This window comes from Pseudomonas sp. RV120224-01b (assembly GCF_003208145.1).
In the GTDB taxonomy this organism is placed as follows: Bacteria; Pseudomonadota; Gammaproteobacteria; order Pseudomonadales; family Pseudomonadaceae; genus Aquipseudomonas; species Aquipseudomonas monteilii.
Window position 1 is genome coordinate 112414 of sequence record NZ_QKMQ01000009.1, and the last position, 26924, is coordinate 139337.

22 protein-coding genes and 1 tRNA gene are annotated in these 26924 nt (G+C 61.5%); 15 read left to right on the forward strand and 8 right to left on the reverse strand.

The window, feature by feature from the left end; all coding sequences use genetic code 11:
* Positions 1–10 precede the first annotated feature (10 nt).
* Positions 11–538, reverse strand: a complete 528-nt coding sequence (locus tag N436_RS15730; RefSeq protein ID WP_016714725.1) for a spore coat U domain-containing protein — start codon at positions 536–538, stop codon at positions 11–13.
* Between the two features lie 254 nt (positions 539–792).
* On the opposite strand from N436_RS15730, the gene N436_RS15735 reads away from it, so the two are divergent.
* From N436_RS15735 to N436_RS15745, 3 genes are read left to right on the forward strand one after another with little or no spacing between them, the layout of a single operon-like run.
* Positions 793–3042: an ATP-binding protein gene (locus tag N436_RS15735; protein ID WP_105947950.1), complete on the forward strand. Its 2250-nt coding sequence runs from the start codon at positions 793–795 to the stop codon at positions 3040–3042.
* 15 nt (positions 3043–3057) lie between these two features.
* Positions 3058–3519 (forward strand): response regulator, encoded by a 462-nt coding sequence (locus N436_RS15740; protein WP_104835155.1) that lies wholly within the window; start codon positions 3058–3060, stop codon positions 3517–3519.
* A gap of 13 nt (positions 3520–3532) precedes the next feature.
* Positions 3533–5920, forward strand: a complete 2388-nt coding sequence (locus N436_RS15745; protein WP_110741511.1) for a response regulator — start codon at positions 3533–3535, stop codon at positions 5918–5920.
* A gap of 111 nt (positions 5921–6031) precedes the next feature.
* On the opposite strand, the gene N436_RS15750 is transcribed toward N436_RS15745, so the two are convergent.
* Positions 6032–6106, reverse strand: a tRNA-Gln gene (locus N436_RS15750).
* Positions 6107–6381: 275 nt separating this feature from the next.
* Here N436_RS15750 and zapE point away from each other — a divergent pair.
* Entirely contained in the window at positions 6382–7467 is a 1086-nt protein-coding gene (gene zapE / locus N436_RS15755; RefSeq protein WP_110741512.1) for a cell division protein ZapE, read from the forward strand.
* Positions 7468–7497: 30 nt separating this feature from the next.
* Here zapE and N436_RS15760 read toward each other — a convergent pair whose 3' ends face one another.
* Both N436_RS15760 and N436_RS15765 read right to left on the reverse strand, forming a co-directional pair.
* Positions 7498–8268 carry an SDR family NAD(P)-dependent oxidoreductase gene (locus N436_RS15760; RefSeq protein WP_105947947.1) on the reverse strand — a complete coding sequence of 257 codons (771 nt, stop codon included), beginning with the start codon at positions 8266–8268 and terminating at the stop codon, positions 7498–7500.
* 75 nt (positions 8269–8343) lie between these two features.
* Positions 8344–9177 (reverse strand): transporter substrate-binding domain-containing protein, encoded by an 834-nt coding sequence (locus N436_RS15765; RefSeq protein WP_105947946.1) that lies wholly within the window; start codon positions 9175–9177, stop codon positions 8344–8346.
* Between the two features lie 459 nt (positions 9178–9636).
* Between N436_RS15765 and gabP the strand changes: the two genes are divergently transcribed.
* Positions 9637–11037: a GABA permease gene (gene gabP / locus N436_RS15770; protein ID WP_105947945.1), complete on the forward strand. Its 1401-nt coding sequence runs from the start codon at positions 9637–9639 to the stop codon at positions 11035–11037.
* 153 nt (positions 11038–11190) lie between these two features.
* Here the strand turns inward: gabP and N436_RS15775 are convergent, their stop codons facing one another.
* Positions 11191–11661: an Lrp/AsnC family transcriptional regulator gene (locus N436_RS15775; RefSeq protein ID WP_105948028.1), complete on the reverse strand. Its 471-nt coding sequence runs from the start codon at positions 11659–11661 to the stop codon at positions 11191–11193.
* Positions 11662–11829: 168 nt separating this feature from the next.
* Here N436_RS15775 and N436_RS15780 point away from each other — a divergent pair, with 168 nt between their 5' ends.
* Both N436_RS15780 and N436_RS15785 read left to right on the forward strand, forming a co-directional pair.
* The gene (locus N436_RS15780) at positions 11830–13083 is read left to right on the forward strand and encodes a Zn-dependent hydrolase (RefSeq protein WP_110741513.1); all 1254 of its coding nucleotides are present in this window, start codon (positions 11830–11832) and stop codon (positions 13081–13083) included.
* Positions 13084–13158: 75 nt separating this feature from the next.
* Complete coding sequence (locus N436_RS15785; protein WP_110741514.1) at positions 13159–14385, forward strand: diaminopropionate ammonia-lyase; 1227 nt, start codon at positions 13159–13161, stop codon at positions 14383–14385.
* Positions 14386–14551: 166 nt separating this feature from the next.
* Here the strand turns inward: N436_RS15785 and N436_RS15790 are convergent, their stop codons facing one another.
* From N436_RS15790 to N436_RS15800, 3 genes are all read right to left on the reverse strand, one after another.
* Positions 14552–15856, reverse strand: coding sequence for an aspartate aminotransferase family protein (locus tag N436_RS15790; protein WP_110741515.1), 1305 nt, complete (start codon positions 15854–15856; stop codon positions 14552–14554).
* 119 nt (positions 15857–15975) lie between these two features.
* Complete coding sequence (locus N436_RS15795; protein WP_110741516.1) at positions 15976–17472, reverse strand: CoA-acylating methylmalonate-semialdehyde dehydrogenase; 1497 nt, start codon at positions 17470–17472, stop codon at positions 15976–15978.
* A gap of 76 nt (positions 17473–17548) precedes the next feature.
* Positions 17549–18895, reverse strand: a complete 1347-nt coding sequence (locus N436_RS15800) for an aspartate aminotransferase family protein (RefSeq protein ID WP_110741517.1) — start codon at positions 18893–18895, stop codon at positions 17549–17551.
* A gap of 101 nt (positions 18896–18996) precedes the next feature.
* On the opposite strand from N436_RS15800, the gene N436_RS15805 reads away from it, so the two are divergent.
* The 8 genes from N436_RS15805 (at position 18997) to N436_RS15840 (ending at position 26924) form a co-directional block, all read left to right on the forward strand.
* A complete protein-coding gene (locus N436_RS15805) occupies positions 18997–19917 on the forward strand; it encodes a LysR family transcriptional regulator (RefSeq protein ID WP_105947939.1) in 921 nt (306 codons plus the stop codon).
* Between the two features lie 218 nt (positions 19918–20135).
* On the forward strand, positions 20136–20972 hold the full coding sequence (locus N436_RS15810) for a transporter substrate-binding domain-containing protein (RefSeq protein WP_110741518.1): 837 nt from the start codon (positions 20136–20138) through the stop codon (positions 20970–20972).
* Between the two features lie 112 nt (positions 20973–21084).
* Complete coding sequence (locus tag N436_RS15815) at positions 21085–21846, forward strand: amino acid ABC transporter ATP-binding protein (protein ID WP_256589975.1); 762 nt, start codon at positions 21085–21087, stop codon at positions 21844–21846.
* 10 nt (positions 21847–21856) lie between these two features.
* On the forward strand, positions 21857–22528 hold the full coding sequence (locus N436_RS15820) for an amino acid ABC transporter permease (protein ID WP_105947936.1): 672 nt from the start codon (positions 21857–21859) through the stop codon (positions 22526–22528).
* 10 nt (positions 22529–22538) lie between these two features.
* Positions 22539–23204, forward strand: a complete 666-nt coding sequence (locus N436_RS15825; RefSeq protein ID WP_110741519.1) for an amino acid ABC transporter permease — start codon at positions 22539–22541, stop codon at positions 23202–23204.
* Between the two features lie 28 nt (positions 23205–23232).
* A complete protein-coding gene (gene dapA / locus N436_RS15830) occupies positions 23233–24108 on the forward strand; it encodes a 4-hydroxy-tetrahydrodipicolinate synthase (RefSeq protein WP_105947934.1) in 876 nt (291 codons plus the stop codon).
* 57 nt (positions 24109–24165) lie between these two features.
* Positions 24166–25446 carry an FAD-binding oxidoreductase gene (locus N436_RS15835; RefSeq protein WP_110741520.1) on the forward strand — a complete coding sequence of 427 codons (1281 nt, stop codon included), beginning with the start codon at positions 24166–24168 and terminating at the stop codon, positions 25444–25446.
* Positions 25443–26924 (forward strand): aldehyde dehydrogenase family protein, encoded by a 1482-nt coding sequence (locus tag N436_RS15840; protein ID WP_105947932.1) that lies wholly within the window; start codon positions 25443–25445, stop codon positions 26922–26924. The genes N436_RS15835 and N436_RS15840 overlap by 4 nt, the downstream gene beginning before the upstream one ends.

Below are 26924 nucleotides of genomic sequence, written 5' to 3' on the forward strand. Positions count from 1 at the left end.
GGTGATATCCCTACCAGGTGACCGTGACTTTGAGCAGGTCGGCGTACAGCCCTGCATTCGGCACCCAGGCCAGTTTGTCGACACGCGCATACAGCGGCAGCTCGACCGAGCCACTGCTTGGCACCCGCGCCGACTGGGCCACGCCAACCTCCAAGGGGTCGCGCCAGGCAGCATCGCGGTACAAGCGGTAAGGAATGGGCCGTGCGGTGCGGTCGTCGCTGGCCAGGTAACGCAGCTCGCCAACGCCGCCATGCTGGCCGCCGTCGACGCGCACTTGATAAGGGGTGCCCGGGTTGCACTCCAGGCGCGGCGGGCGCTGGCTCAGCAGAACCCCGCTCAAAGGCGCGCCAGGGCCGTCCAGGCGCGCCGTCGCACCCAGGTCGATCCGCCCTAGCGCCTGAGCTCCCGCATCGCGTGCCTGGGTCACCAGCATGCAGCCGCGCTGCACCAGCACCCGCACTTCCACGAGAAAGTCCGCAGCCACGGTACTGCCACTGAACAACAGGCCCAACAGCGCGGCCACCAAGCGCTCCGTCACCTTATTATCCTTATTGAAACTGCCTGATCTGAGCGTAGCAGCGAGGCAGCGCAACCGTGGTGGCATCAAGCCATTTTTTTGTATTAGCGATAAAGCGATACCGCCCCGTCAAAAAAAACCAAGCCCGCGTAGAACCCCTCGCTACCCAGTGCCTCCAATGGCCAGAGGCCGGTAAAACTGCCTATATTCTGATAGGGTGAAACAACCTCATCCTGTGCCATACATGGACGGACAAGACAGGAGCGTTTTCATTGATGACTGCAGACAACACGCTGGCAGAAGCCATGGAACGCTGTGCCCGGGAACCGATCCACCTGCCGAGCAGCATCCAGCCCCACGGTTTCTTGCTGGTGCTGGATGCCACCGACCTGTGCGTGCTGCAGGCCAGTGAAAATGTCGAGCACTGGCTGGGCTTGCCGGCCCGGGAGCTGATCGGTTGCCACTTCACCCACCTGGTCAGCGACGGTTTTGACGTGCGCGCGCAGCTCGCGCGTTTACCCGACGATGAAATTTTCCCTTTCCACATTGGCGACGTGCGTTTGCGCCAGGGCGCGCCGTTCAGCACCCCATTGCACTTGCTGGTGCACTGTCATGACGAAGTATTGGTCGCCGAACTCGAACCCCCACGCCTGCCACCGGACCTGGCCGGGCAAGGCGACTACTACCCGCTGGTGCGCAGCTTCGTTGGCAGCCTTCAGCTGGCCAGCAGCCTTGAAGACCTGCTGCAGCAAACGGTGCTGCAGCTCAAGCGCATCACCGGTTTTGGCCGGGTCAAGGCGTACCGTTTCGATGCCGATGGCAACGGCCAGGTGCTGGCCGAGGTGGCCGACCCGGGCTACCCCCGTTACCTGGGCCTATGCTTCCCGGCTGCAGACATCCCGCGCCAGGCGCGCGAGCTGTACCGGGTGAACCGCATCCGCGTGATCGAAGACGCCAACTACCAACCCTCGCCCCTGCTGCCGGCCACCAACCCGCGTACCGGCAAGGCACTGGACATGAGCTTCGCCGCGCTGCGCAGCGTGTCACCGGTGCACCTGCAATACATGCGCAACATGGGCACGCTGGCCTCGATGTCGTTGTCGATCGTGGTCGACGGTGAGCTGTGGGGGCTGGTGTCCTGCCACCATCAGCAGCCGCGTGCGGTGGACCTGCGTACCCGCACGGCCAGCGAGCTGCTGGCCAGCGTGCTGTCGCTGCAGATCGAGTCCCGCGAGGCGCATGCCAGCACACGCAAGCTGCTGGCGCTGCGCCAACACATCGTGCGCATGATCTCGTCCATGGCCGACCATGACAGCGTCAGCGATGGCCTGCGCGACCTGCCCCATGTGCTGCTGGCCTTTGCCGGTGCCCAGGGTGCCGCCGTAATCTCGGCCGAACGCTGCGACCTGATCGGCAAGACCCCGCCCGAAGCCCAGGTGACCGCGCTGGTGCACTGGCTCGGCCAACGCGGTGCAGACACGGTGTTCCACAGCGACAACCTGCGCCGTGACATCACCGACCTGCCCGAACTGGCCGCCCATGCAGGCGGTGTGCTGGCGGTGGCCATCTCGCAGATCCACTCGCACTACCTGCTGTGGTTCCGCCCCGAGCAGGTGCGCACGGTGAGCTGGGCGGGCCAGCCGACCAAGCAGGCCGGGCCGCAGGGCAACCTCGACCCGCGACACAGTTTTGAGCGCTGGCAGGAAGAACTGCGCGGCTACTGCGAGCCCTGGGACCCGCTGGTGATCGAGGGCGTGATGGAGTTGCGCAGCGCCGTGCTGGGCATTGTGTTGCGCAAGGCCGAAGAGCTGGCGCAACTGGCAGGCGAGTTGCGCCGTTCGAACAAGGAGCTTGAAGCATTTTCATACAGCGTGTCCCACGACTTGCGCGCCCCCTTGCGGCACATCGCCGGCTACACCGAGCTCCTCGGCGAAATCGAAGGCCAGGGCCTGAGCGAACGCGGCAAGCGCTACCTTCAGCATATCGGAGAAGCGGCGCACTTCGCCGGCAGCCTGGTGGACAACCTGCTCAACTTCTCGCAAATGGGCCGCTCGGCCTTGCGCCTGTCCGACGTCGACCTCAACACGCTGGTCGATGCGATTCGCAGCGAGCTGGCACCGGATTACGAAGGCCGCGCAATCGTTTGGGACATCGCTGCACTGCCCAAGGTGATCGGCGACCCGGCATTCATCAACATGGCCTTGCACAACCTGATCGCCAATGCCATCAAGTACACGCGTGGCCGTAACCCCGCGCACATAGGCATCCGCGCGGTACAGCACCCTGACGAAACCGAAATCTGCATCGTCGACAATGGCGTAGGCTTCGACATGGCCTACGCCAACAAGCTGTTCGGTGTGTTCCAGCGCCTGCACCGCATGGAGGACTTCGAAGGCACCGGGATTGGCCTGGCCAGCGTGCGCCGTATCATCGAGCGCCATGACGGCCGGGTCTGGGCCACTGGCCAGATCGACCAGGGTGCCAGCTTCCACTTCACCCTGCCGCACCACCCCGAATCCACCTGAGGCACCACTATCACCATGCTTAAACCCATCCTGCTGGTCGAAGACAACCCAAGGGACCTGGAGCTGACGCTGCTGGCCCTGGAGCGCAGCCAGTTGGCCAACGAAGTCATCGTGCTGCGCGACGGCGCCGATGCCCTGGACTACCTGCTGCGCCGCAATGCCTATGCCGATCGCGACGACGGCAACCCTGCCGTGCTGCTACTGGACCTGAAACTGCCCAAGGTCGATGGCCTGGAAGTGCTCAAGGCAGTCCGTGCCACACCCGAACTGCGCAGCATCCCCACCGTCATGCTGACCTCCTCACGGGAGGAGCCCGACCTGCTGCGCGCCTACGAGTTGGGGGTGAACGCGTATGTGGTCAAACCGGTGGAGTTCAAGGAATTCGTCGCCGCCATCTCCGACCTCGGGGTATTCTGGGCAGTGCTCAACGAACCGCCACCCGGCTCACTGCGGCTGAACCGTCGCGGTAGCAACTGAGGCCGCCGCAACGATGCAGCAAACGCCGTTGAAAATACTGATGGTCGAAGACAGCGCGATGGACGCCGAGCTGACCCTGATGCGCCTGGAGCGCAGCGGGCTGAATGTGCAGCACCGGCTGGTGTTCGACCATGCGGGCGTCGAACATGCCCTGCGTGAGGCCCACTATGACCTGATCCTGTGCGACTGCGTGCTGCCAGGCTCGTCCGGCACCGAGGTGCTGGCCATCGCCCAGCGCCTGGCGCCAGACATACCGTTCATTTTCCTGTCCGGCATTTATGGCGAAGAGCACGCGGTGGAAATGATCCGCCTCGGCGCCACCGACTATGTGCTGAAAAAAAACCTGCCACTGCTGCCCAAGGCCGTGCGCCGGGCCCTGACCGAGGTGCAGGAACGCCAGCGCCGGCGCCGCGCCGAAGAGGCACTGGCAGATGTCGAAGCCCGTGCCCGCATCGCCATCGACGCCGCCGGCATGGGCACCTGGGACCTGCGCCCGCAAGAAGGCCTGCTGCTGTGGGACGACCGCTGCAAGACGTTGTTCGGCCTGCCCACCAGCACCGAAATGAGCCTTGACGTGTTCTACGCCGGCATCTACCCCGACGACCTGCCACTGGTGCGCGAGGCGGTGGAGCACGCCATGCGCCCGGAAAGCGGCGGCCACTACCGGGTCGAGTTCCGTATTGCCCAACCCAACGGGCTGGAGCCACGCTGGTTGCTTAGCAGCGGCCAGTGCCAGTTCGTCAACGACCAGTGCGTGCGTTTTTCCGGCGTACTGCAGGACATCCACACCCAGCGCCTGGCCACCCAGGCGCTGCGCCAGCTCAACGAGATGCTGGGCGAGCGGGTGGAACGCCGCACCCGAGAACGCGACCGCGCCTGGGAGTTGTCGCAGGACCTGCTGGCCGTGCTCAACAAAGACCTGACCCCAGTCGCACTCAACCCCGCCTGGGAAGCCAGCCTGGGCTTCTCCCGCGAGCGCCTGAGCCAGTCCTCCTTGCTGCACCTGCTGCCCGAGCACGACCAGGAACTGTTGCTTACCGAACTGGCCGCCCTCGCCCACGGCCGCACCAGTGCCCGCTTCGTCGGGCGCATCCAGCACGCCGGTGGGCAGCAGCGCTGGCTGTCGTGGGTGGTGGTGCCTGAAGACACCTTGCTGTACGTAGTGGCGCGCGACATTACCAGCGAGCGCGAAGCCGCCCTTGGCCTGGCAGAAGCCAACACGCGCCTGCGCGAGCAGATCAACGAGCGCGAACGCATCGAGGCGGCGCTGCAACAGATGCAGCGGCTGGAAGCGGTCGGCCAGCTGACCGCAGGCGTGGCCCACGACTTCAACAACCTGCTGACGGTCATCCTCACCGGCGCCAGCTTTCTCGAGCGCGACCTGGCCAAGGCCAACCTGGACAAAGCCCGCACGCGTCTCACGCACATCCGCGAAGCCGGCGAGCGTGGCGCCAAGCTGACCTCACAGCTGCTGGCGTTTTCCCGCCGTCAGCGCCTGGAACCCGTGCCGCTGAACCTCAATCGCACCCTGGCCGGCCTGGAAGAACTGTTAAGCCGCACCTTGGGCGGTAACGTCTCGGTACGCCTGGACCTGGACCCGGCCCTGTGGCAGGCCCTGACCGACCCTACCCAGACCGAAATGATCATCCTCAACCTGGCGATCAATGCCCGCGATGCCATGCCCGATGGCGGCCAGCTGACCCTGACAACTCACAACACCCGCATCGATACCCGCCCGCAGCGCCCCGAAGACCCGGAGCCTGGGGAATATGTGATGCTGAGCATCCGCGATACCGGCTGTGGCATGAGCGAAGACGTGCTGGCCAAGGTGTTCGAGCCGTTCTTTACCACCAAGGACATCGGCAAGGGTTCCGGCCTTGGCCTGGCCCAGGTGTTCGGCTTTGCCAAACAGTCCGGGGGCGGCGTGCGCATCGACACCGTACCTGGCCGTGGCACGCAAGTGGCGGTGTATCTGCCGGCGGTCAAGGAGCAGGCCATGAGCGAACCGGCCGTACCGCTGCTCAGGCAGTCGGTCAGCGACAGTGGCCGCAACCGTACGGTACTGCTGGTGGATGATGACCACCTGGTGCGCGACATGCTGGGCGACGTGTTGCGCCAGTACGGCTACCAGGTGCGCCAGGCGCACAGCGGCGAACAGGCCCTGGCACTGCTGGATGGGGAAATCGACCTGCTGCTTACCGATTTCGCCATGCCCGAGTTCAACGGCGCGCAGTTGGCGCTGGCGGCCCGTGACCGCTACCCGCACCTGCCGGTGGTGTTTCTAACTGGCTATGCGGAGTTGCAAGGGCTGGATTTACCGGGCAGCGTGGTGATCCAGAAGCCCGTGCAGGCGGATGAGCTGGCCAGGGTACTGAATGAAATGCTGGGGATTGCAGATTAGTTGAGAGCGGCACACGGCCGCTCTACAGACATCGCGCAAAAACGACAAAAACGACAAAACCCAGCGCTCATTTTCCTAAGCACCGGGTGATATACGTTTGAATCTGAAAAATGGCAGGGGCGGCTGGATTCGAACCAACGCATGGCAGGATCAAAACCTGCTGCCTTACCGCTTGGCGACGCCCCTGTATCGGATGCAGCGTTTGCTGCTCTGACAATTCCAACTGAGTGACAACTGGGTTGTTGTCTTGGAATGCGCGGCACTTTAACAACAAAATTTTGATCTGTGAAGCCCCTGATGAAAAAAAATTGCCAGAAAACAGCGAGTTAGTCATTTTCCCCCGCGCTGATGCCAGACCTATCGCATGAAGCGATCATTGCCGGCCACTTTCTGTATTGGTCAAAATGGCCGCCCTCGGGCAAGCTGCACGCTGCCCCGCCATCGCCCAAGGAGCTGTGCATTTGTCTGCCTGGATCCCCGCCCCACTTCGCCAGCTTGGCCAACGCCTGCGTGGCGCCGAAGCCAACCACAGTGAACTGCTCGACTGGTTCGAGGACAAAGCCCGCAGCCGGGGTTACCAGCTGAGTGATGGCCAGCGACGGGTGATCCAGTGCATGGCCGCACAACTGGCACAGCTCGAACAGGGGCAGCCACGCAGCCTTTACCTGTACGGGTCGGTGGGACGCGGCAAGAGCTGGCTGCTCGATGGCTTTTTCCAGGCGGTGCCGGTAGAAGCCAAACTGCGCCTGCACTTTCATGACTTCTTTGCCCGCCTGCACCAGGGCATGCACCGCCACCGGGCATTGGACGATGCACTGGGCGCCACACTCGATGAGCTGGTGGGCGATTGCCGGGTGCTGTGCTTCGATGAGTTCCATGTGCATGACATTGGCGATGCCATGCTGCTCACCCGGTTGTTCAACGCCTTGTTCGCCCGTGGCGTGTTCCTGCTGGTGACCTCCAACTACGCCCCTGAAGGCTTGCTGCCCAACCCGCTGTACCACGAGCGTTTCCTGCCCGTCATCCGCCTGATCAACAGCGCCATGGAAGTGCTGGAGGTAGGCGGCGATACAGATTTTCGCAGCCTGCCGGCCAACCGCGAGCACCAGCGTTTCACCCAGGGCCATTATGTGTGGCCAGGCGATGCCGCGCAGCGCCAGGCGCTGAACGTGCCGCGCGAACAGCCGGTGATGCTGGAGGTGAACAAGCGCCCCTTACGCGCACTGGCCATCGACGGCCGGCGGGTGGTGCTCGGGTTTGACGACTTGTGCGAAAAGGCCACGGCGGTGATCGACTACCTGGTGCTGGCGCAGCAGTACGATGAGTGGATCATTGATGGGCTGGATGACCTGGCGGAATGTTCGCTGGCAGCCCAGCAGCGCTTCGTCAACCTGGTGGATGTGCTGTATGACCAGGACCGTCAAGTGACGGTGATTGGCAAGCGACCGCTGGAAGAGAGCCTGGGCGGGCCGCTTGCCGACCTGATGCGAACCCGCAGCCGGTTGGGGCAACTGCACCAGGTAGCCCCTTGGCACTGCATGGCCTGAACAGGCCTCTTCGCGAGTAAACCCGCTGAGTTATCGGATGTAACTGCCCCCATTGACGTCCAGCGTCGCGCCATTGAGCGACGCCTGGGACGGACGCAGCGTGAACGCAACCAACTCAGCGACTTCCGCAGGAGCGGCCATTCTCCCCACCGGGATATCAGACACTGCCGCCGCTTCACCCTGTTGAGCGACAAACTGCTCAGCCATGTCGGTACGCACCCAACCCGGCGCAATAGCCACCGCAACCACACCATCAGCAGCCACGCTACGGGCAAGGGACTTTGTAAGGTTGATCAACGCAGCCTTACTGGTGCCATAAGGCAAGGCATCGGCAGCGTAGCCGCGCTGGGCCGCACGACTGGCCATGTTGATGATTCGTCCGCCACCGTGGGCACGGTAGTGCTGGACGGCTTCGCGGCTGAGATCGGCGGCAGCGAAGAAGTTGACCTGAAACTCACGGCGCCAAGCGGCGCGCCACTGTGCCGAGTCGGCCTCCAGGCCAATTTCAGTGCGGATACCGGCGTTGTTCACAAGACCATGGATACGGCCACCGCTCAACTCAAGTGCGGCCTGCCAAAGCTGCTCTGGCCCGGCCTCATCACTCAGGTCGCCCTGTACGATCCAACCCTTACCACCGATGCGCTCGAGCAATGCGCGGGCGCCCTGCTCGTCACGGCTGTAATGAATGATCGGGCGCGCACCCTCGGCCGCCAACTGCTCGACGATCGCGGCACCAATACCACCAGAGGCACCGGTCACCAGTACGGTTTGTCCTGCCAGGGGGCGTGTCGGGTCACACATCAGTTATCACCTTCTTGTTTCAAGAACGGGAAAATGCTGCCCGCACCACAATCGCGGACAGCATGCCAGGGAATCCTATTTCGCAGCATTGGCCTCGTTCGAGGCCTTGTCGACCAGTTGCTGGATATCGCCGGTATCGCGCTTTTGGCGCAGGTAGATATTCAGCACCTCCAGGTCGGCAGGCGAAATATCGCGCCGCACGCCGAACGATACGCCCTGCTTGGCCAAGGCCGGCTTGGGCAAAATCTCACGCGTCCAGGTGGGGTTGGCCATTGCAAACAAGTGGTTGGTATCACTGGCGTCTACCAGCACGTCAGCGCGTTTTGACATGACCGCAAGGCGAGCTTCATCCATGCCCGGCAAACGCATGATCTTGCCGTTATGGATCACCGAGGAAATGGCTTTGTCCTGGGCGGTGCCCGACATGACAGCGAAGGTCACTTCAGGCTTGTCGAGGGCCGAAAGGTCTTCTTTCACATCAGCGACCTTGGGGTTGTCCTTGTTCACCAGCAGCGATACCTGGTAATCGGTGGCTGGCACAGTGAAGGCAACCGCCAGGGCACGCTCGGGGGTCTGGTTCAGGGCCATGGCCAAGTCCCACTTGTTGCTTTGCAAACCTGCCACCAGGTTGTCCCAGTTGGTATCGACAAACGATACCTTCACCTTCAGCACCTTCTCCCCGAAATCGCGGCACAAGTCGACAAAGTAGCCGCTGTACTCGCCTGTCTTGGCGTCACGCATCACGTACGGCGCAGCAACCGCTGCACCGCAGCGCAACTCTCCTGCCTTTTGAATGGTTTGCCAAACCGACGTTTCCGCAGCCTGGGCAGCGGATTGAGCCAGCAATGCACCACACAGGCTTGCGCCAACGAAGAGACCTTTCAGATACGACGGGACCGGAAGAACCATTTCACACCTCACTGATATTCATTGTTTTTGGCAGGAAGGTACGGCACTTTCTGCATGCGATTTTGTGTGCATGACTGCATTCACAATAAAAATTATGCCTGGCGCTGTCAACAGCATCGCGCTGTAGCGATTAATCCTCAGAGGAATCATTTTTCAGGCGAAGCGCTGAACACGAAAGCACTCACTTCGCTGGCCAATAATGGGTGAGCATTTTAGAAACATAGCGTGAGAAAAAATGGATTTAACTCAACAATGCTTTCACCCAAAGTCTTGTGATCTGTAGGGGCCGCACGAGCGGCGGACCGCTGAATGACACGTTGGCACCGTCACCAGAGTGCCTGTTACACAAGGCAAGCCTGCGCTAACGCTTCACCCCACCGCACGATCTTTTTCAGCGCGTCGGGGGCCTTGCCTGCTGTACGGATTAGAACGCTCCAAGAACAAATAATGAGTCTATCCATGTCGAATACATCACTCGCTCCCGGCTTGAAGCAGCGCCATGTCACCATGCTTTCGATTGCCGGCGTCATCGGTGCAGGCCTGTTCGTCTTCTCCGGGCATGCCATCGCCAAGGCCGGCCCAGCCGTTATCCTGGCCTACATATTCACTGGCGCGCTGGTCGTGCTGGTCATGCGCATGCTGGGCGAAATGGCGGTCGCATCACCGGATACCGGTTCGTTTTCAACCTATGCCGACCGGGCCATCGGCCCTTGGGCCGGCTTCAGCATCGGTTGGCTGTACTGGTGGTTCTGGGTACTGGCCATTCCATTGGAAGCCATTGCTGCAGCGAACATCGTTCACACCTGGGTACCGGCGATTGATACCTGGATCACTGCCTTGGCCATGATCGTGCTGCTGACGTGCTCCAACTTCTTCAGTGTCGCCCGCTACGGTGAGTTCGAGTTCTGGTTTGGGCTGATCAAGATTGTCGCCATCATCGCCTTCATTGCGCTATGTGCAGCTGCACTGATGGGGCTGCTGCCCAATCGTGAAGTCAGCGGCATCGGGCAACTCATGGCCCAGCACGGCGGTTTCGCACCGAATGGATTGTCTGCGGTCATTGGTGCCATGCTGACCACCATGTTCAGCTTCATCGGCGCCGAAGTGGTGACCATCGCCGCTGCAGAATCGAAGAATCCCGCACGCCAGATCACCCGCGCCACCAACTCGGTGGTATGGCGCATCTGCGTGTTCTACCTGTTGTCGATCCTGATGATCCTGTCTGTCGTACCCTGGAACGATCCGCGCCTGCCAGAAGTGGGCTCGTTCCAGCGCGCTCTGGAAATCATGAACATTCCCAACGCCAACCTGGTGATCGACATCGTTGTCTTGCTGGCGGTCGCCAGCTGCATGAACTCCCAGGTGTACACCGCCTCGCGCATGCTCTACTCGCTGGCCAAACGCGGTGATGCGCCACGACTGTACAAGTACACCACCAACGCGAACGTGCCACTCGCAGCAGTAGCAGGCTCGACGGTGATCGGCATCGTGGCAACCTTCATCAATTACTTCGCCCCCGAAAACGTATTCAAGTTCCTGCTTTCTACCTCCGGTGCTGTCGCCCTGCTCGTCTACCTGGTCATCGCCGTCTCGCAGCTGTGCCTGCGCAAGAAGCTGATGGCCGCAGGCAAGCTGCCGGCGTTTCGCATGTGGCTGTTCCCGTGGCTGACCTGGGCAGTGATCCTGTTCATCAGCGGTGCACTGATCGGCATGTTCTTCATCCCGGCCTATCGCTCGGAGATCACGGCCACCGGGCTCCTGGCCGTGATGATCATCTGCCTTGGCCTGATCCACCAGAGAAGGACGCATGCCACAAACGCCCAGAATCATGAACAGCGTGCCGCGCTGTCTGAGCGATGAACGCGCCTGCAATGTCTACTGGAGATTCAAGACTCGGAAATCCGAACCGCCTTCGCCGCCATGGCTGCCGGCAACGACAACAATAACGGGTAGCAGCCAGGTTCAGCAGCACCGGACGGGGGCAACGACAGTTGCCCCCGTCTCATTCCACGCTCAATCTTCCAAGTCGGTCGGCACCACGAGCCCGGTTTTCACATTGCTCATTGAAACCAGTGTCTTGAAGCGCTTGACGTTGTTGCTTTGGAAAAAGAGCGTCCTGGTCAATTGGGTGTACTGCTCCATGTTCCTGACCAGCATGATGAGCACGAAGTCACACTCCCCTGCCACGTAGTAGCACTGTTGAACCTGCGGACACGCCATGAAAGTTCTTTTCATTTCGTCCAGCAGCTCCAACCGCTCACTTTCTACCTCGACCTCGGTGATGACGGTCAGCATGTAACCCAGGCTCGCAGGGTTCACCTGCGCCACCGTGCGCTGAATGACCCCTTCGCTGCCCAATTTCTTCAAGCGCCGGTTGACCGCCGCCGAGGACAGGCTCACCTGCTCGCCAAGCGCTATCTGGGATGTTGATGCATCGCGCTGGACCACTTCCAGCAAGGCACGGTCAAACGAATCAAGGCTCATGGTCAGCTCGTAATGAATCCAGTGGTTCATGCACTCAAACGCAATAAAACTACGCTAACAGGCACAAAATCAAGATTTCATACACTGTTAAAGGAATATCATTTTTCGGTAACCACAGAACAACAACGCGAAGTGGCGGCATCCGCCCTTCGCATTGCGGAGATAGGAATGAGCAATGTGCCTGGCTTGCAATTGAATGGTGCGAAGCTTCTTCAGCAGATCAAAACCTTGGGCGATATTGGTGTTGACCTGACCCAAGGTGGCAGGACGCGCATCGCGCTCAGCGATGCGGAAAAAGCGGGCCGTGATCAGTTAGTGGCCTGGATGCGCGAGCTTGAACTGGACATTCAGGTTGATCGTATCGGCAACATTTTTGGCTCGCTCCGCTCAACAAGCGACACCGGACACGACCGCCCCTTCATGATGGGCTCGCATATCGACACGGTCACCAACGCCGGGGCCCTGGACGGCTGCTACGGTGTGCTGGCTGGGCTGGCCGTACAGCGTGCATACCGTGAAGCAGGCGTGTTGCCACCACGCACCATCACCGTGGGCGCCTTCACCAACGAGGAAGGCGTGCGTTACCAACCGGACATGATGGGCTCGCTGGTCTATGCCGGTGGCATGAGCGTTGAAGACGCCCTGGACACTGTAGGTACCGACGGCAGCCGCCTGGGTGATGAGCTTGCCCGCATCGGCTATGCCGGCGAGCTGGAACCAGGCGCCCTGGTGCCCCACGAATACCTGGAGCTGCACATCGAACAAGGCCCCATTCTGGAGGCGGAAAACACCTTGATCGGCGTGGTGGAAAATCTGCAGGGCATTTCCTGGCAACAGGTGACCGTAAAGGGCAATGCGAACCACGCGGGCACTACCCCTACTCACCTGCGTCACGATGCTGGCTATGTGGCCTGCGCCATCACCACCGAGTTGCGGCACCTCGCCAAAAGCAGTGGCACCACGCTCGCGACTGTCGGCTGCATGACCTTCGAGCCTGATGTGATCAACGTTATCCCGCGTCGCGCCAGCTTCACTGTCGACCTCAGGGACCCAGACGAAAGCAAACTGCTGAAAGCTGAACAACAGCTCGCCGCACGACTTGCAGAAATTGCCGAAGAGGAAGGCGTGTCGATTGAAACCGAGCAACTGGTGCGATTCCAGCCTGTGACCTTTGACCCATCCCTGGCAAATGCTATCGAAGACTCTGCCCGACGCTTTGGCTTCAGCCTGCGCCGCATGACTTCGGGCGCAGGCCACGATGCGCAGATGATCGCCCGCATTGCACCTGCCGCAATGATCTTCGTGCCTAGCCGTGGGGGCATCAGCCACAACCCCCGCGAACATACTGACGACGACCAGCTGCTCAACGGTGCACAAGTGCTGCTGGATGTCGTCCAGCGGCGCCTCAACACGCCCCGCTGATCTCCCCTGCCCACCTGTGCCCGCCAGTGATTACCGGCGGCAGTGGCCCTACTTTGCCTGCCATTGGAGTCCGAAATGCTGTTAGCGAACCCGAACGTAACCCGCCAACCCTACCCTGATGATCTCAAGCGGATCATGAGCATCGCCAGCGCCAACGAAAGTCGCCAGTGGCTTGGCCAGTGGTCGAGCATCAATGCCAATGGCACGCCGCTGTATGACCTGCCGGGGCTTGCCAGTGAGCTGGGCGTCGCGCAGGTATGGGTCAAAGATGAATCGGTGCGCTCGCAACTGGGCAGTTTCAAGGCGCTTGGCGCCCCGATCGCCTTGGTGCGCCTGATCATGCGCACCTTCGCCGAGCGCCAGTTCAGCGCTGCAGACCTGTTTGCCGGCAAGCATGCAGCCGAACTGGCTAACTTCACCGTCATCAGCGCGACCGATGGCAACCACGGACGTGCATTGGCTGCCGCAGCCCAGAGTATTGGCTGCGGCTGCGTGATCGTGCTGCATGCCAACGTCAGCGTCGAGCGAGAGACCGCCATCGCGGCCTATGGCGCACAAATCGTGCGCATCACTGGCAACTATGACGAATCCGTCGAGGAAGCGGCCAGCCTGGCGGAGCGCAACAGCTGGCGGGTGGTATCTGACACCTCGTACGAGGGCTATCAGGATATCCCCAGGGATGTCATGCAAGGCTACGGCACCATTCCCGCTGAGATCATTGAAGACCTGCAAGCTCAAAGCACCCCGCAGCCGCCGTTTACCCACGTATTCCTGCAAGGCGGTGTGGGCGGCCTGGCAGCGGGTATTGCCAGCTACCTGTGGGAACACTTTGCTGAGCAACGCCCTACCTTCATCGTTGTTGAGCCGGCGCAAGCGGACTGCCTCTATCAAAGCGCAAAGTCCGGCAAAGCAGCCAAGGCAACCGGCTCGGTGGATTCTGTCATGGCGGGCCTGGCCTGCGGTGAAACCTCCCCTCTGGCCTGGCAGTTCCTGCAGCCATGCGTCGACTTCTTCATGACCATCGAGGATGACGAAGCCGTGGCATCGATGAAGCGACTGGCTCAGGGCAGCCAGCAAGACATTCCGCTGGTGGCGGGTGAGTCGGCGGTAGCAGGCCTCTCTGCCCTGACCCGACTGATGCGCACCCCCAGCCTGTCTGCTGACGTCAGGCTCGATGGGCAATCGCGCGTGTTGCTGATCAGTACCGAGGGTGCAACGGCCCCGGGCGTTTACGAAGAACTGGTGGGCGAGTCGAGTGACTCGGTACTGAAGCGTCAAATGGGCTGGCTACCCCGGACCTGATGCGCCGCCCTGAGCTTTACCGGGCAAGCGCAGCAGAAAGGTGCGATACCCATGCAAACGCCAAAGCCAGGCTTAGCCTGGCTTTGGCTTTCAGGAATAAAAAGGCCGCCCAGCGTGAAGGCGGCAAATGTCTCAAGCCTAAGCCTTCGACAGTGGTGAGAAGCTGTCAGCCCAGCACGGAACCGATGACGTCATCCAGGATAGCGATACCGGCCTCGACTTCTTCAGCCGTGATGATGCAAGGCGGCGCCACGTGGATGCGGTTTTCGACCACGAACGGCAGCAGGCCGCGCTCCATCAGCTTGTTCTTCAAGGCGAGCATGGTCTGCGCGGCCAACGGCGCACGGGTCGTCTTGTCGCTGACGAATTCCAGGGCCCAGAACACACCGGCGCCACGGACTTCGCCAATGGCCGGGTGACGCTGCTGCAGTTCACGCAGACGCGGGCCCAGCTGCTTTTCGCCGATTTCCTGGGCGTTCTCGACCACGCGCTCTTTGCGCATGGTGTCGATCGACGCGACAATCGAGGCCATGGCCAGCGGGTGGCCGGAGTAAGTCAGGCCGCCTGGGAAGAAGTGGGTGTCGAAGTAGCTGCTCAGTTGCTCCGAGATCACCACACCTCCGACAGGTACGTAGCCCGAGTTCACGCCCTTGGCAAAGGTGATCAGGTCCGGCACCACGCCGTAGTGCTCGAAGGCGAACCACTTGCCCGTGCGGCCGAAACCGGCCATCACTTCGTCGAGGATCAGCATGATGCCGAACTCGTTGGCCAGTTCGCGCACGCCTTGCATGTAAGCGGCCGGGGTCACCAGCACACCGGCGGTACCCGGCAGGCTCTCCAACAGAATGGCAGCGATCGAGTTCGCGCCTTCGCACTCGATCACACGACGCAGGTGACGCAGGGCGCGCTCGGTTTCTTCAGCCTCGGTCTGGGCGTTGAACTCGCTGCGGTACAGGTACGGGGTGAAGAAGTGCACGTGGCCACGGGCGTACTCGTTCGGCACGCGGCGCGGGTCACCGGTGGCAACAATCGCCGAACCGGTGTTGCCGTGGTAGGAGCGGTAGGACGACAACACCTTGTCACGACCGGTGAACAGACGCGCCATGCGGATCGCGTTTTCGTTGGCGTCAGCGCCACCGTTGGTGAAGAAGACTTTCTTGAAGCCGGCCGGGGCCTGCTCGATGATGCGCTTGGCGGCTTCACCGCGCATCAGGTTGGCCGTTGCCGGGGCGATGGTGGTCAATGCGCCGGCTTGTTCCTGGATGGCAGCGATGACCGCTGGGTGCTGATGCCCCAGGTTGGTGTTGATCAGTTGGCTGGAGAAGTCCAGGTAACGCTTGCCGTCGTAATCCCAGACCGTGCTGCCTTCGCCACCGGCGATCACCAGAGGGTTGAGTGTGCCTTGGGTAGACCACGAGTGAAATACGTACTCGCGATCAAGATCTTTCACGTATTGGTTGGTAATCGCCATGATACTTGTCGACCTATTAATGAAGTGAGCCAGACGCTTGAAGCGTGACGAACGCCTGCGCCATCGCGGTTCTCCGTCAGAACAGTGAACGGCGCAGGCATTCGAACCAAGGGCTTGCCTTAGCTGTTGCTAGGGAAAGCGAATTGAGCGGCCTCATGGCTGGTGCGTTTCGGCCAGCGTTGGGTAATTGCCTTCTTGCGGGTGTAGAAGCGCACACCGTCCGGGCCATAGGCGTGCAGGTCGCCGAACAGCGAACGCTTCCAGCCGCCAAAGCTGTGGTAGCTCACCGGTACTGGCAGCGGCACGTTGACACCGACCATGCCGACTTCGATCTCGTCGCAGAACAGGCGCGCCGACTCACCGTCGCGGGTGAAGATGCAGGTGCCGTTGCCGTACTCATGGTCGTTGATCAACTTGATCGCCTCTTCCAGGCTGTTCACGCGGACCACGCACAGCACCGGGCCGAAGATCTCTTCCTTATAGATGCGCATTTCCGGGGTAACGCGGTCGAACAAGGTGCCGCCCACGAAGTAGCCGTCTTCGTTGCCTGCCACTTTGAAGCCACGGCCGTCCACAACGACCTTGGCACCGGCGGCAACGCCGTCATCGATGTAGCCCAGCACTTTGTCACGCGCAGCAGCAGTGACCAGCGGGCCCATGTCCAGGCCGCAGGAAGTGCCGGCACCGATCTTCAGCGCCTTGATCTGGGGTTCGAGCTTGGCAATCAGGGCGTCTGCCACCTGGTCACCGACGCACACGGCCACCGAGATCGCCATGCAGCGCTCGCCGCACGAACCGTAGGCAGCGCCCATCAGCGCACTGACGGCGTTGTCCAGCTCGGCATCGGGCATCAGCACCGCGTGATTCTTGGCACCGCCCAGGGCTTGTACGCGCTTGCCGCGCCTGGTGCCTTCGGCATAGATGTATTCGGCGATCGGGGTAGAACCGACGAAGCTCAGGGCCTTCACTTCAGGCGCCTCGATCAGTGCATCCACTGCTTCCTTGTCACCGTGCACCACGTTCAGCACGCCATTTGGCAGGCCGGCTTCATGCAGCAGTTCGGCGATCAGCAGCGTCGAGCTTGGGTCGCGCTCGGACGGCTTGAGGATGAAGCAGTTACCGCAGGCAATAGCCAGTGGGTACATCCACAGCGGCACCATGGCCGGGAAGTTGAACGGGGTGATGCCGGCGACCACGCCAATGGGCTGCAAGTCGCTCCAGGCATCGATATTCGGGCCGACGTTGCGGCTGTATTCGCCCTTGAGGATCTCTGGGGCGGCCGAGGCGAACTCGACGTTCTCGATGCCACGCTTGAGTTCACCGATGGCATCTTCAATGGTCTTGCCGTGCTCTTCGCTGATCAGTTGGGCGATTCGCTGCTCGTTCGCCTCCAGCAGTTGCTTGAAGCGGAACATTACCTGCGCGCGCTTGGCGGGCGGGGTGTTGCGCCAGGCCGGGAAGGCGGCTTGGGCCGAGTCGATGGCCTTTTGCACGGTGGCGCGGCTCGCCAGGCCCAACGTGTGGATAGCCTGGCCAGTGGACGGATTGAACACATCCGTGGTGCGGGCGTCGTCCGCGATGTGTTCACCATGGATCAAGTGCTTGATAGTTGCCATCTTCTTTCCTCGAGCTTGGTGACAAGCTGTCTATTTGTTGTATTAAGGAAGCTCCCGTCGCACGAGAGCGTGCTGATCAGTCGATACCGTGCAAGGCTTCGCCTACGGCATCGAACAGGCGATCCAGTTCCTGGGGCTGGGTGTTGAACGTTGGGCCGAACTGCAGGGTGTCGCCACCAAAGCGCACGTAGAAACCTGCTTTCCACAACGCCATGCCCGCTTCGAACGGGCGAATGAGCGCATCGCCATCCCGTGGCGCAATCTGCAACGCACCGGCCAGGCCGCAGTTGCGGATGTCGACGATGTGCCGGCTGCCCTTCAGGCCATGAATGGCTTTCTCGAAGTGCGGTGCCAGTTCCGCCGACTGCTGAACCAGGTTGTCCTTTTCCAGCAGGTCCAAGGTGGCCAGGGCAGCTGCGCACGCAACCGGGTGGGCCGAATAGGTGTAACCGTGGGCGAACTCGACCGCGTATTCGGGAGACGCCTGGTACATGAAGGTGTTGTAGATCTCGCTGGAGGCAACCACGGCGCCCATCGGGATGGCACCGTTGGTGACCTGCTTGGCGATGTTCATCAGGTCCGGCGTGACGCCGAAGTACTCGGCACCGGTCATGGTCCCCATGCGCCCGAAAGCCGTGATGACCTCATCGAAGATCAGCAGAATGTCGTGCTGGTCGCAGATCTCGCGCAGGCGTTGGAGGTAGCCTTGCGGCGGCACGATGACACCCGCCGAGCCGGACATCGGTTCGACGATAACTGCCGCGATGTTGGAGGCATCATGCAGCTCGATCAGCTTCAGCAATTCATTGGCCAAGGCCACGCCGCCCGTCTCGGCTGTCCCCTTTGTAAAGGCCTGGTCTGGCTGCAAGGTGTGCGGGAGGTGGTCTACATCCATCAATGGGCCGAACATCTTGCGGTTGCCGCCAATGCCACCCAGCGAGGTGCCTGCTACGTTCACGCCGTGGTAACCACGGGCACGCCCAATCAGCTTGGTCTTTTGAGGCTGCCCTTTCAGGCGCCAGTACGCGCGGGCCATCTTGATGGAGGTATCGGCGCTCTCGGACCCCGACCCCGTGAAGAATACGTGGTTGAGATTACCGGGTACCAAAGCGGCAATCTTCTCGGCCAGCTGGAACGACAAGGGGTGGCCATACTGAAACGCTGGCGAGTAATCCAGGGACACCAATTGCGTCGCGACCGCGTCAGCAATTTCCTGCCGGGAATGGCCCGCCCCACAAGTCCACAATCCCGAGAGGCTATCGAACACCTCACGGCCATGCTCATCGATCAGGCGATTACCTTTGGCACCCACGATGAAGCGTGGGTCTTTCTTGAAGTTCCGATTGGAGGAGAACGGCATCCAGTGCGCTTCAAGCTGGAGGCCACTGGCCAAGGAGAGAGGTGTCTGCAAGGCCTGGTTCATGACGGTAATCCTGAGCGTGGTGTGATGGGCCTAGCTTGTGCTGGAAAGTCATGTGCGATAAATCTATATTTTCTTGCTGTCAGTTATTGGAAAACTCACGCATGACCAAGAAGACGCCCCTGCATCAGGTAAGTGATTTTGATCTCAGGCTGCTGCGGGTTTTCAAAACCGTCGCCGAATGCGGCAGTTTCTCTGGCGCCGAAAGTGCGCTGGGCATCACCCGGTCCGCCATCAGCCTGCACATGGGCGACCTGGAAAAACGCCTGGGGATGCGCTTGTGCCAGCGGGGGCGAGCGGGCTTTGCGCTCACCGACGAAGGCCGTGAGGTGCTGCGCGCCAGTGAAACCGTGCTGGTGGCCATCGAGGGCTTTCGCAGCGAAGTGAACCAGATGCACCAACAGTTGCGCGGCGACCTCAACGTCGCGATCGTCAACAACCTGGTCACCCAGCCGAAGATGCGCATCACCCATGCGCTCAAGGCCGTGCGCGCCGAGGGCAGCGGCGTGCGCATCAACCTGAGCATGAGCACCCCCGGTGAAATCGAGCGCGGCCTTCTGGACGGCCACCTGCATGTCGGCGCAGTACCGCTGATTTCGCCCCTGTCAGGCCTGGACTACAGCCTGCTCTACGAGGAACGTTCAAACCTGTATTGCAGCCACGAGCATCCGCTGTTTGCCCATGCCGCCAGTGTCACCGACGAACAACTGGCTCAGGCCGATGCCGTGGTGCCGACCTATCGGATGACCGCCGAGGCGATCGGGCTGCACCAACTGCTCAACTTCGGGGCTTCGGCGACTGACCGTGAGGGGATCGCGTTTCTTATCCTGACCGGCAGCTACATCGGTTTCCTGCCCGATCACTATGCCGCCACCTGGGTGGAAAAAGGCATCATGGCAGCGCTTGACCCCAACCGCCTGTACTTCGATGCCAAGCTCGCCATCGCGACCCGCAAGGGGCGCCGTCCGAACATGATCCTTGAGCGTTTTCTCAACGAATTGCAGTTGACCAGCAGTCCCGCCTAGCTTCGCCCCCTCCTCCCCAGCAGCGCCCTTCCCAATCACTTTTTGCAGGTGATCGGGGGCGCTTTGCTTCAAAAAATTCTTTCAGGCGTGTTGACAGCTTGCGCAGAGTCACAATAGCCTGAATGCATTGCTGCACACATTACGGCACTCAAATAAAATACAGCGATTCGTTTGCTTGCTCTTCTGCCTACAAAAACAAATTACCGGAGAGATTCAACATGGCACGGTCCCTTTCACGCAAAGTCAGCGCCGGCGTTGCATGCCTTACCGCAGCCCTGGCGTTGCTGTCGCAACCTGCGGCGCACGCCGACACGCCAACCTGGCAAAACGTCCAGAAAGCCGGTGTACTGCGGTGCGGCGCAGCTGTCGCAGCCCCCTATGTGATGCGCGATCCGGCTTCAGGCCAATACAGCGGCTACTTCGTTGATTTGTGCCGCGACTTCGCCGAGAACGTGCTCAAGGTCAAGGCACAGTTCGTCGACACCAGCTGGGACAACCAGGTGGCCGGCCTGCAGAGCGGCAAGTGGGATATGGCCATGGCACTCAACAAGACGCCTGAGCGTGCAAAAGCCGTGGCCTTCTCGACTCCGGCCACTGACTACCAGGTTTCATTGCTGATCAATGAGAAGAACCCGAAATTCAGCGGTGCCGGTAACGCCATCACTGACTTCGACAAGCCTGGTGTCACCATCGCGGTCATCTCCGGTACCGCAGCAGACAAGGCCGTTACCGCCGCTATCAAGAACGCCACGCTGATGCGCCTGCCAGGCTCGGATGAAACGCGCATGGCGCTGATGTCGCGCCGCGCCGACGTGCTGGCCGACGCCAGCGACACCAACCATCTGTTCGCCATGGCCAACAGCTGGGTCAAGGAAGTGCTTCCTGTCCCCGCCATGGCCAAGCAAGGGGTGTCCTTCGCCCTGGCCCATGACACGCCTGCTGCAGACCTTGCCCAGCTCGATGCCTACCTGACTCAGCGTCGCGAGTCGGGCGAGATCGACAAGCTGGTGGACAAGGCCGCCGCCGAAATCATCGCGGGCGGCAAAGCCCAGTAACTCCAGCGGACATATAGAGGGCCTCGCAGCAGGCCCTTCGGAGACGACTGTAATGACCACTCCTCATTTGGTGGCTTCCCAGCCACAGGCTTCGCTCACCCCGAATTCAGACATGAACGGCAATTTCATCCAACTGCGCAGCGTGCGCAAAGCCTACAGCGAGCAGCTGGTGGTCATGGACCAGATGAACCTGGACATGCGTGCCGATGATCGCCTCGTCATCATCGGCCCATCGGGCAGCGGCAAAAGCTCGTTGCTGCGCGTACTGATGGGGCTCGAAGGCATCCAGGGCGGCAGCATTCAGTTCCAGGGCAAGCCTTACATCGATGGCGCCCGCAAACAGGGCAAGCCTCTGGATGAAGCCTTGCACAAGCAGATCGGCATGGTGTTCCAGCACTACACGCTGTTTCCGCACCTGTCGGTACTGGGCAACCTGATTCTGGCCCCGGTCAAGGTGCATGGCCTGAGCAAGGCCGAAGCGACCGAAAAAGCCCGCGCCTACCTCGCCCGGCTGGGCCTGGAAAGCAAGCTGCACGCCTACCCGTCCCAGCTTTCTGGCGGCCAGAAGCAACGTGTGGCGATTGCCCGTGCGCTGATGCTCGAACCGCGCCTGATGCTGTTCGATGAAGTGACTTCGGCGCTGGACCCGGAAATGGTCATCGAAGTGCAGAACGTGATGATGCAACTGGCCGAGCAAAAGATGGCGATGATCATCGTCACCCACGACATGCACTTTGCCCGCCATATCGCCACCCGCGTGGTGTTCTGCGCCAACGGCAAGGTTGTCGAGCAGGGCCATCCCGAACAGATCTTCACCCACCCCAAGGAAGCCCGCACCCGCGAGTTCCTGGAAAAGGTCGTGCATTTCGACTGAGGGCACTGCCATGAACTATCAATTCGACTTCCATTTCCTCAGTGGCACGTTCCCGGCGTTGCTCGACGGCCTGAAAGTAACGCTGGAACTGGCGCTCGTTTCAAACCTGATCGGCCTGGTCTGCGGCTTCCTGCTGTGCCTGATGACCCTCAGCCGCTGGTTCTTCATCCGTTGGCCGGCGCAGCTGTTCATCGAGTTTTTCCGGTGCACCCCGGCACTGCTGCAGATCGTCTGGTTCTTCTATTGCGTGCCGATGCTGTTCAACGTGTTCATCGACCCGATCGCCATGGGCTTCCTGGCATTGGGCCTGAACCTCACCGCGTTCAACGCCGAGGCTTATCGGGCAGGTGTGCAGGCGGTGCCGCGCGAGCACCTGGATGCTTCCATCGCGCTGGGCCTGAAGGCGTGGCAACGCACGCTGTACGTGATTCTGCCGCAATCGCTGCGCAGCGCACTGCCGGTGCTGATCACCAATGGCATCGGCACCCTGCAGCAAAGCGCACTGGTGGCCATCGTCGCGGTGGCAGACCTGATGTACGTGGGCAAGAGCCTCGCCACCGAGGCGTACCGCCCGCTGGAAACCTACACCCTGATCGCCCTCATCTACTTCGCCATGTCGCTGCCGATCGCGCAGCTGGTGCAGTGGTTCGAGCGGCGCCAGGAACTGGCCGGACAGCGCTGAGGAAATCACCATGCCACTCGATTTTTCGGTTGTGCTGGGCTACTGGCCCGTACTGCTCAAGGGCCTGGCCCTGACCCTGGCCTTCACCGGTCTGTGCGCCCTGTTCGGTAGCCTGCTTGGTTTTGCGGTCAGCCTGCTGCGCCAGGTGAAACTCAAACTGGTGCGCCTGCCGCTGACCCTCTATGTGGAGTTCTTCCGCGGTACGCCCTTGCTGATCCAGCTGTTCTGGGTGTTCTTCTGCTTCCCGGTGGTATTCGGCCTGGACATCCCGCCGTACGTGTCGGTACTGATCGCCTTGACCCTGTACATGGGTGCAATCACCAGCGAGACCTTCCGTGGCGCACTCAAGTCGATCGCCAGTGAACAGCATGACGCCTGCACCGCGCTGGGCCTGACGTCGAAGGTGAAGGTGCTCTACGTCATCTTCCCGCAGGCCCTGCTGCGCTCGGTTCCGCCGCTGTTGTCGAACATCGTCAGCCTGTTCAAGGAGAGCGCATTGATCTCTTCGGTGGGTGTCGCTGACTTGATGTTCGTCGGCCAGAACATTTCCAACAGCACTGCCCGCCCGGTCGAGTTCCTTTCGGCGGTGGCGGTCATCTATTTCCTCGTGGCCTTCCCGCTGACCCGCCTGGTCGGCGTGGTCGAAGGGCGCCTGCTGCGCCGCTACGCCTACTAAACCTCCCTTGATAACCTGGAGAACCACCATGAAACTCAATGGCATCCTGCCCGCTCTGGTCACCCCGTTCGACGCCGCTGGCAAAGTCGACCACGACACCCTGGCCTCGATTCTCGAGCACCAACTCAAAGCCGGCGTCAGCGGCTTCGTTCCGCTGGGTTCGACCGGTGAATACTACGCCCTGACCAATGAAGAGCGCCGCCAGATCCTGGCTACCGTCAAGGAAGTGGTCGGTGACCGCGGCACCCTGATCGCCGGCGCCAACGGCTCTTGCACCCGCGAGGTGCTGGAGCAGATCAAGCAGACCGTCGACGCCGGCTACACCAACCTGCTGATCGCCCCGCCGTACTACGCGCTGCCATCCCAGGAAGAGCTGCTGGCCCACTACAACACCATTCTCGAGACCTTCCCCGAGATCAATGTTGTGCTCTACAACTACCCGATCCGCACCAACGTCGAAGTGGGCATGGACGTGATCGCTGCGCTCAACGATCACCCACGTGTGGTCGGCATTAAAGAAAGCAGCGGCAACCTGTTGCGCGCCATCGAGATCGGTGAAAAATACAAGGGCATCCAACTGTCCTGCGGTTCCGACGACCAGGCGCTGGACTTCTACCTGTGGGGCGCCGACAGCTGGATCTGTGGCCCGGCCAACATCTTCCCGGAGAAGGTCGTTGCCTTCCACAAAGCCTTCACCAGCGGCGACATCCGTGGCGCCCAGCAAGTGATGCGCAGCCTGTTCCCGGCCATGGCCAACCTGGAAAGCGGCAAGTTCGTGCAGAAGGTCAAGTACGGCGCAGAGCTGGCCGGCTTCAAGGTCGGTAACGCACGTGCACCGCTGCTGCCGCTGACCGACGAAGAGAAAACCGAGTTCCGCAAGGTGTTCGAAGCTTCGCAGCAGTAAGGCTACACGGGGCCGCCCTGCGGCCCCTTCGCCCCCTCTCTTGATACGAGACGAACCATGAACACCCCACAATCGTCATCGCAGAACGCGGTAGTCATCGGCGGCGGTATCGTCGGTGTCTGCTGCGCGCTGTACCTGCAGCGCGAAGGCCACAAGGTCACGCTCATCGACCCCGCCGCACCGGGCGACAGTACCGCCAAGTGGAGTTGCGGTCAGATGGCGGTCAGTGAAGTCATTCCACTGTCCAAGCCGGGCATCCTGATGAAGATCCCGGGCTGGCTGCTGGACCAGAAAGGCCCCCTGGCCCTGCGCCCGAGCGCGCTGCCGGGCATCCTGCCCTGGTTCCTGCGTTTTCTGGCCTGCGCACGTTCGTCGAAGATCCATGAGATCGCCGAGGACATGGCGCGCCTGACCCAACATGTCTACACCGACTATGCCCCGTTGCTGGATGTCTGCGCGGACAAAACCTTGCTGGGTGACCGCCCGATCCTTGAGGTGTTCGACTCGCCAGCAGGTCTGGCCCACGAACGCCCGCACCTGGAACTGCGCAAGCAGTTGGGCTTCAAGTCCGAAGAGCTGGACGGCGCCGCCATCGGCGATCTGGAGCCGGCCCTGGCCGGCAAGTTCCAGCATGGCCTGATGTTCCCTGACTGGCGCGCCGTCAGCGATACCGAGGGTTTCATTGCCGCACTGACCGAAAGTTTCATCGCCCAAGGTGGCGTGCGCCTGCGTCAGAAAGCCGTGAAAATCGATGAGAACCACGACCGCGCCAGCGGTGTGACCCTGGCCGACGGCACCCGCCTGCCAGCCGACCACGTCGTGGTGGCTGCCGGTACTGGCGCACGTCCTTTCTTCGACACACTGGGTGTAAACATCCCGTTGGCCGGCATCGCTGGCTACCAGGCCGTGCTGCCCACCCCTGACGTGGAGATTCGCCACTCGGTGATCTACGCCGATGGCGGCTTCTGCTTCGCCCCGATGACCCGCGGCCTGCAGATCGGCGGCACCATCGAGTTCGCCGCCCCCGGCGCCGAACCCAACTTCAAGCGCGCCGAAATCATCATGGAAAAAGCACGCCGCGTACTGCCACAACTCAACACCCAGGGGATGGAGTTCGGCGTCGGCTACCGGCCGTTCCTGCCTGATACCAAACCGGTCATCGACCGTTCGCCCCGCCTGAAAAACGTGATCATGGCCTTCGGCCACGGCCAGCTCGGCCTGACCCTGGGCGCCACCACCGGCCGCCTGGTCGCCGACCTGGCTGCAAACCGTACCCCGGCACAAAACCTGTCCGCATTCAGCGCTCGTCGCTTCGCCCTTATTGGAGGTACTGCATGAACCGCTACGACCAGTTCTACATCAATGGCCAATGGGTCAGCCCTGTCCAGGGCGGCAGTTTCAATTCGTATGACCCGAGCGACGAAAGCCTGATCACCAGCGTGGCATCGGGTACCGAAGAAGACATCGATCTCGCGGTCAAGGCTGCCCGCGCCGCTTTTGACGAGGGCCCGTGGCCGCGCCTGAGCGGTGCCGAGCGTGGTGAGTACCTGCGCAAGATTGCCGACGGCATCCGTGCCCGCCAGGAAGAGCTGGCCGAACTTGAAGTGCGCGACAACGGCAAGCCGTTCCCGGAAGCCATGTGGGACATCGGCGACACTGCCGGCTGCTTCGACTTCTACGCCAAACTGGCCGAGGAACTGGACCGCCACCGCGAGAAAGACGTCGCGCTGTCCGATGACCGCTTCAGCTCCATCGCCCGCAAGGAGCCGATCGGTGTTGCCGGCGCCATCGTGCCGTGGAACTTCCCGATGCTGATGGCTTCGTGGAAAATCGCCCCTGCGCTGGCCGCCGGTTGCAGCATCATCCTCAAGCCCGCCGAGCAAACCTCACTGACCGCACTGGAACTGGCCCGCATCGCCGATGAAGCCGGCCTGCCAGCGGGTGTGCTGAACATCGTCACCGGCCCAGGCTCCAAGGTCGGTGCCGCCCTGACCGCGCACCCCGGCGTGGACAAGCTGGCCTTCACCGGCAGCGTGCCGGTCGGCAGCCGCATCATGCAAGCCGCCGCGCAGGACATCAAGAATGTCACCCTGGAGCTGGGCGGCAAGTCGCCGTTCGTGATCTTCGCCGACAGCGACATCGAAAAGGCCGTCGAGTGGATCATGTTCGGCATCTTCTGGAACAAGGGTGAAGTCTGCTCGGCCACTTCCCGCGTGCTGGTCGAACGCTCTGCGTACGAACCACTGCTGGCGCGCCTGGCCGAAGAAACCCGCAAGATCAAGATCGGCAACGGCATGGAAGAAGGCGTGCTGCTCGGCCCGCTGGTCAACCGCAGCCAATACGAAGGTACACTGCAAGCCATCTCCCGCGGCCTGGAAGAAGGCGCCCGCCTGGTGTGCGGCGGCGAACGCCCGGCGCACCTGGACAAAGGCTTCTACCTGCAACCAACCGTGTTCGCCGATGTGCCGGAAGACAGCTGGATCTGGAACGAAGAGATCTTCGCCCCGGTCGTGTGCATCCGCCCGTTCGACACCGAAGAAGAAGCGGTCAAGTCGGCCAACAACTCGCGCTTCGGTCTGGGTGCCGCAGTCATGTCCAAAGACATCGAGCGCTGCGAACGCGTCGCGCGCAAGTTCCGCGCCGGTATCGTCTGGATCAACTGCTCACAGCCAACCTTTACCGAAGCACCGTGGGGCGGTTACAAGACCAGCGGCATTGGTCGCGAGCTGGGCGAATGGGGCCTGAACAACTACCTGGAAACCAAGCAGATCACCCGCTACGACAGCGAACAGCCTTGGGGCTGGTACATCAAGTGA

Excerpts from the sequence above, each read along its gene's own strand:
- N436_RS15795 (WP_110741516.1), bottom strand. The coding sequence starts at position 17,472 with ATGGCAACTATCAAGCACTTGATCCATGGTGAACACATCGCGGACGAC.
- N436_RS15775 (WP_105948028.1), bottom strand. The coding sequence starts at position 11,661 with ATGAGCCTTGATTCGTTTGACCGTGCCTTGCTGGAAGTGGTCCAGCGC.
- N436_RS15790 (WP_110741515.1), bottom strand. The coding sequence starts at position 15,856 with ATGGCGATTACCAACCAATACGTGAAAGATCTTGATCGCGAGTACGTA.
- N436_RS15825 (WP_110741519.1), top strand. The coding sequence starts at position 22,539 with ATGCCACTCGATTTTTCGGTTGTGCTGGGCTACTGGCCCGTACTGCTC.
- N436_RS15735 (WP_105947950.1), top strand. The coding sequence starts at position 793 with ATGACTGCAGACAACACGCTGGCAGAAGCCATGGAACGCTGTGCCCGG.
- N436_RS15760 (WP_105947947.1), bottom strand. The coding sequence starts at position 8,268 with ATGTGTGACCCGACACGCCCCCTGGCAGGACAAACCGTACTGGTGACC.
- N436_RS15765 (WP_105947946.1), bottom strand. The coding sequence starts at position 9,177 with ATGGTTCTTCCGGTCCCGTCGTATCTGAAAGGTCTCTTCGTTGGCGCA.
- N436_RS15805 (WP_105947939.1), top strand. The coding sequence starts at position 18,997 with ATGACCAAGAAGACGCCCCTGCATCAGGTAAGTGATTTTGATCTCAGG.
- N436_RS15780 (WP_110741513.1), top strand. The coding sequence starts at position 11,830 with ATGAGCAATGTGCCTGGCTTGCAATTGAATGGTGCGAAGCTTCTTCAG.
- N436_RS15840 (WP_105947932.1), top strand. The coding sequence starts at position 25,443 with ATGAACCGCTACGACCAGTTCTACATCAATGGCCAATGGGTCAGCCCT.
- N436_RS15785 (WP_110741514.1), top strand. The coding sequence starts at position 13,159 with ATGCTGTTAGCGAACCCGAACGTAACCCGCCAACCCTACCCTGATGAT.
- gabP (WP_105947945.1), top strand. The coding sequence starts at position 9,637 with ATGTCGAATACATCACTCGCTCCCGGCTTGAAGCAGCGCCATGTCACC.
- N436_RS15740 (WP_104835155.1), top strand. The coding sequence starts at position 3,058 with ATGCTTAAACCCATCCTGCTGGTCGAAGACAACCCAAGGGACCTGGAG.
- N436_RS15820 (WP_105947936.1), top strand. The coding sequence starts at position 21,857 with ATGAACTATCAATTCGACTTCCATTTCCTCAGTGGCACGTTCCCGGCG.
- dapA (WP_105947934.1), top strand. The coding sequence starts at position 23,233 with ATGAAACTCAATGGCATCCTGCCCGCTCTGGTCACCCCGTTCGACGCC.
- N436_RS15745 (WP_110741511.1), top strand. The coding sequence starts at position 3,533 with ATGCAGCAAACGCCGTTGAAAATACTGATGGTCGAAGACAGCGCGATG.
- N436_RS15800 (WP_110741517.1), bottom strand. The coding sequence starts at position 18,895 with ATGAACCAGGCCTTGCAGACACCTCTCTCCTTGGCCAGTGGCCTCCAG.
- N436_RS15810 (WP_110741518.1), top strand. The coding sequence starts at position 20,136 with ATGGCACGGTCCCTTTCACGCAAAGTCAGCGCCGGCGTTGCATGCCTT.
- N436_RS15835 (WP_110741520.1), top strand. The coding sequence starts at position 24,166 with ATGAACACCCCACAATCGTCATCGCAGAACGCGGTAGTCATCGGCGGC.
- N436_RS15815 (WP_256589975.1), top strand. The coding sequence starts at position 21,085 with ATGAACGGCAATTTCATCCAACTGCGCAGCGTGCGCAAAGCCTACAGC.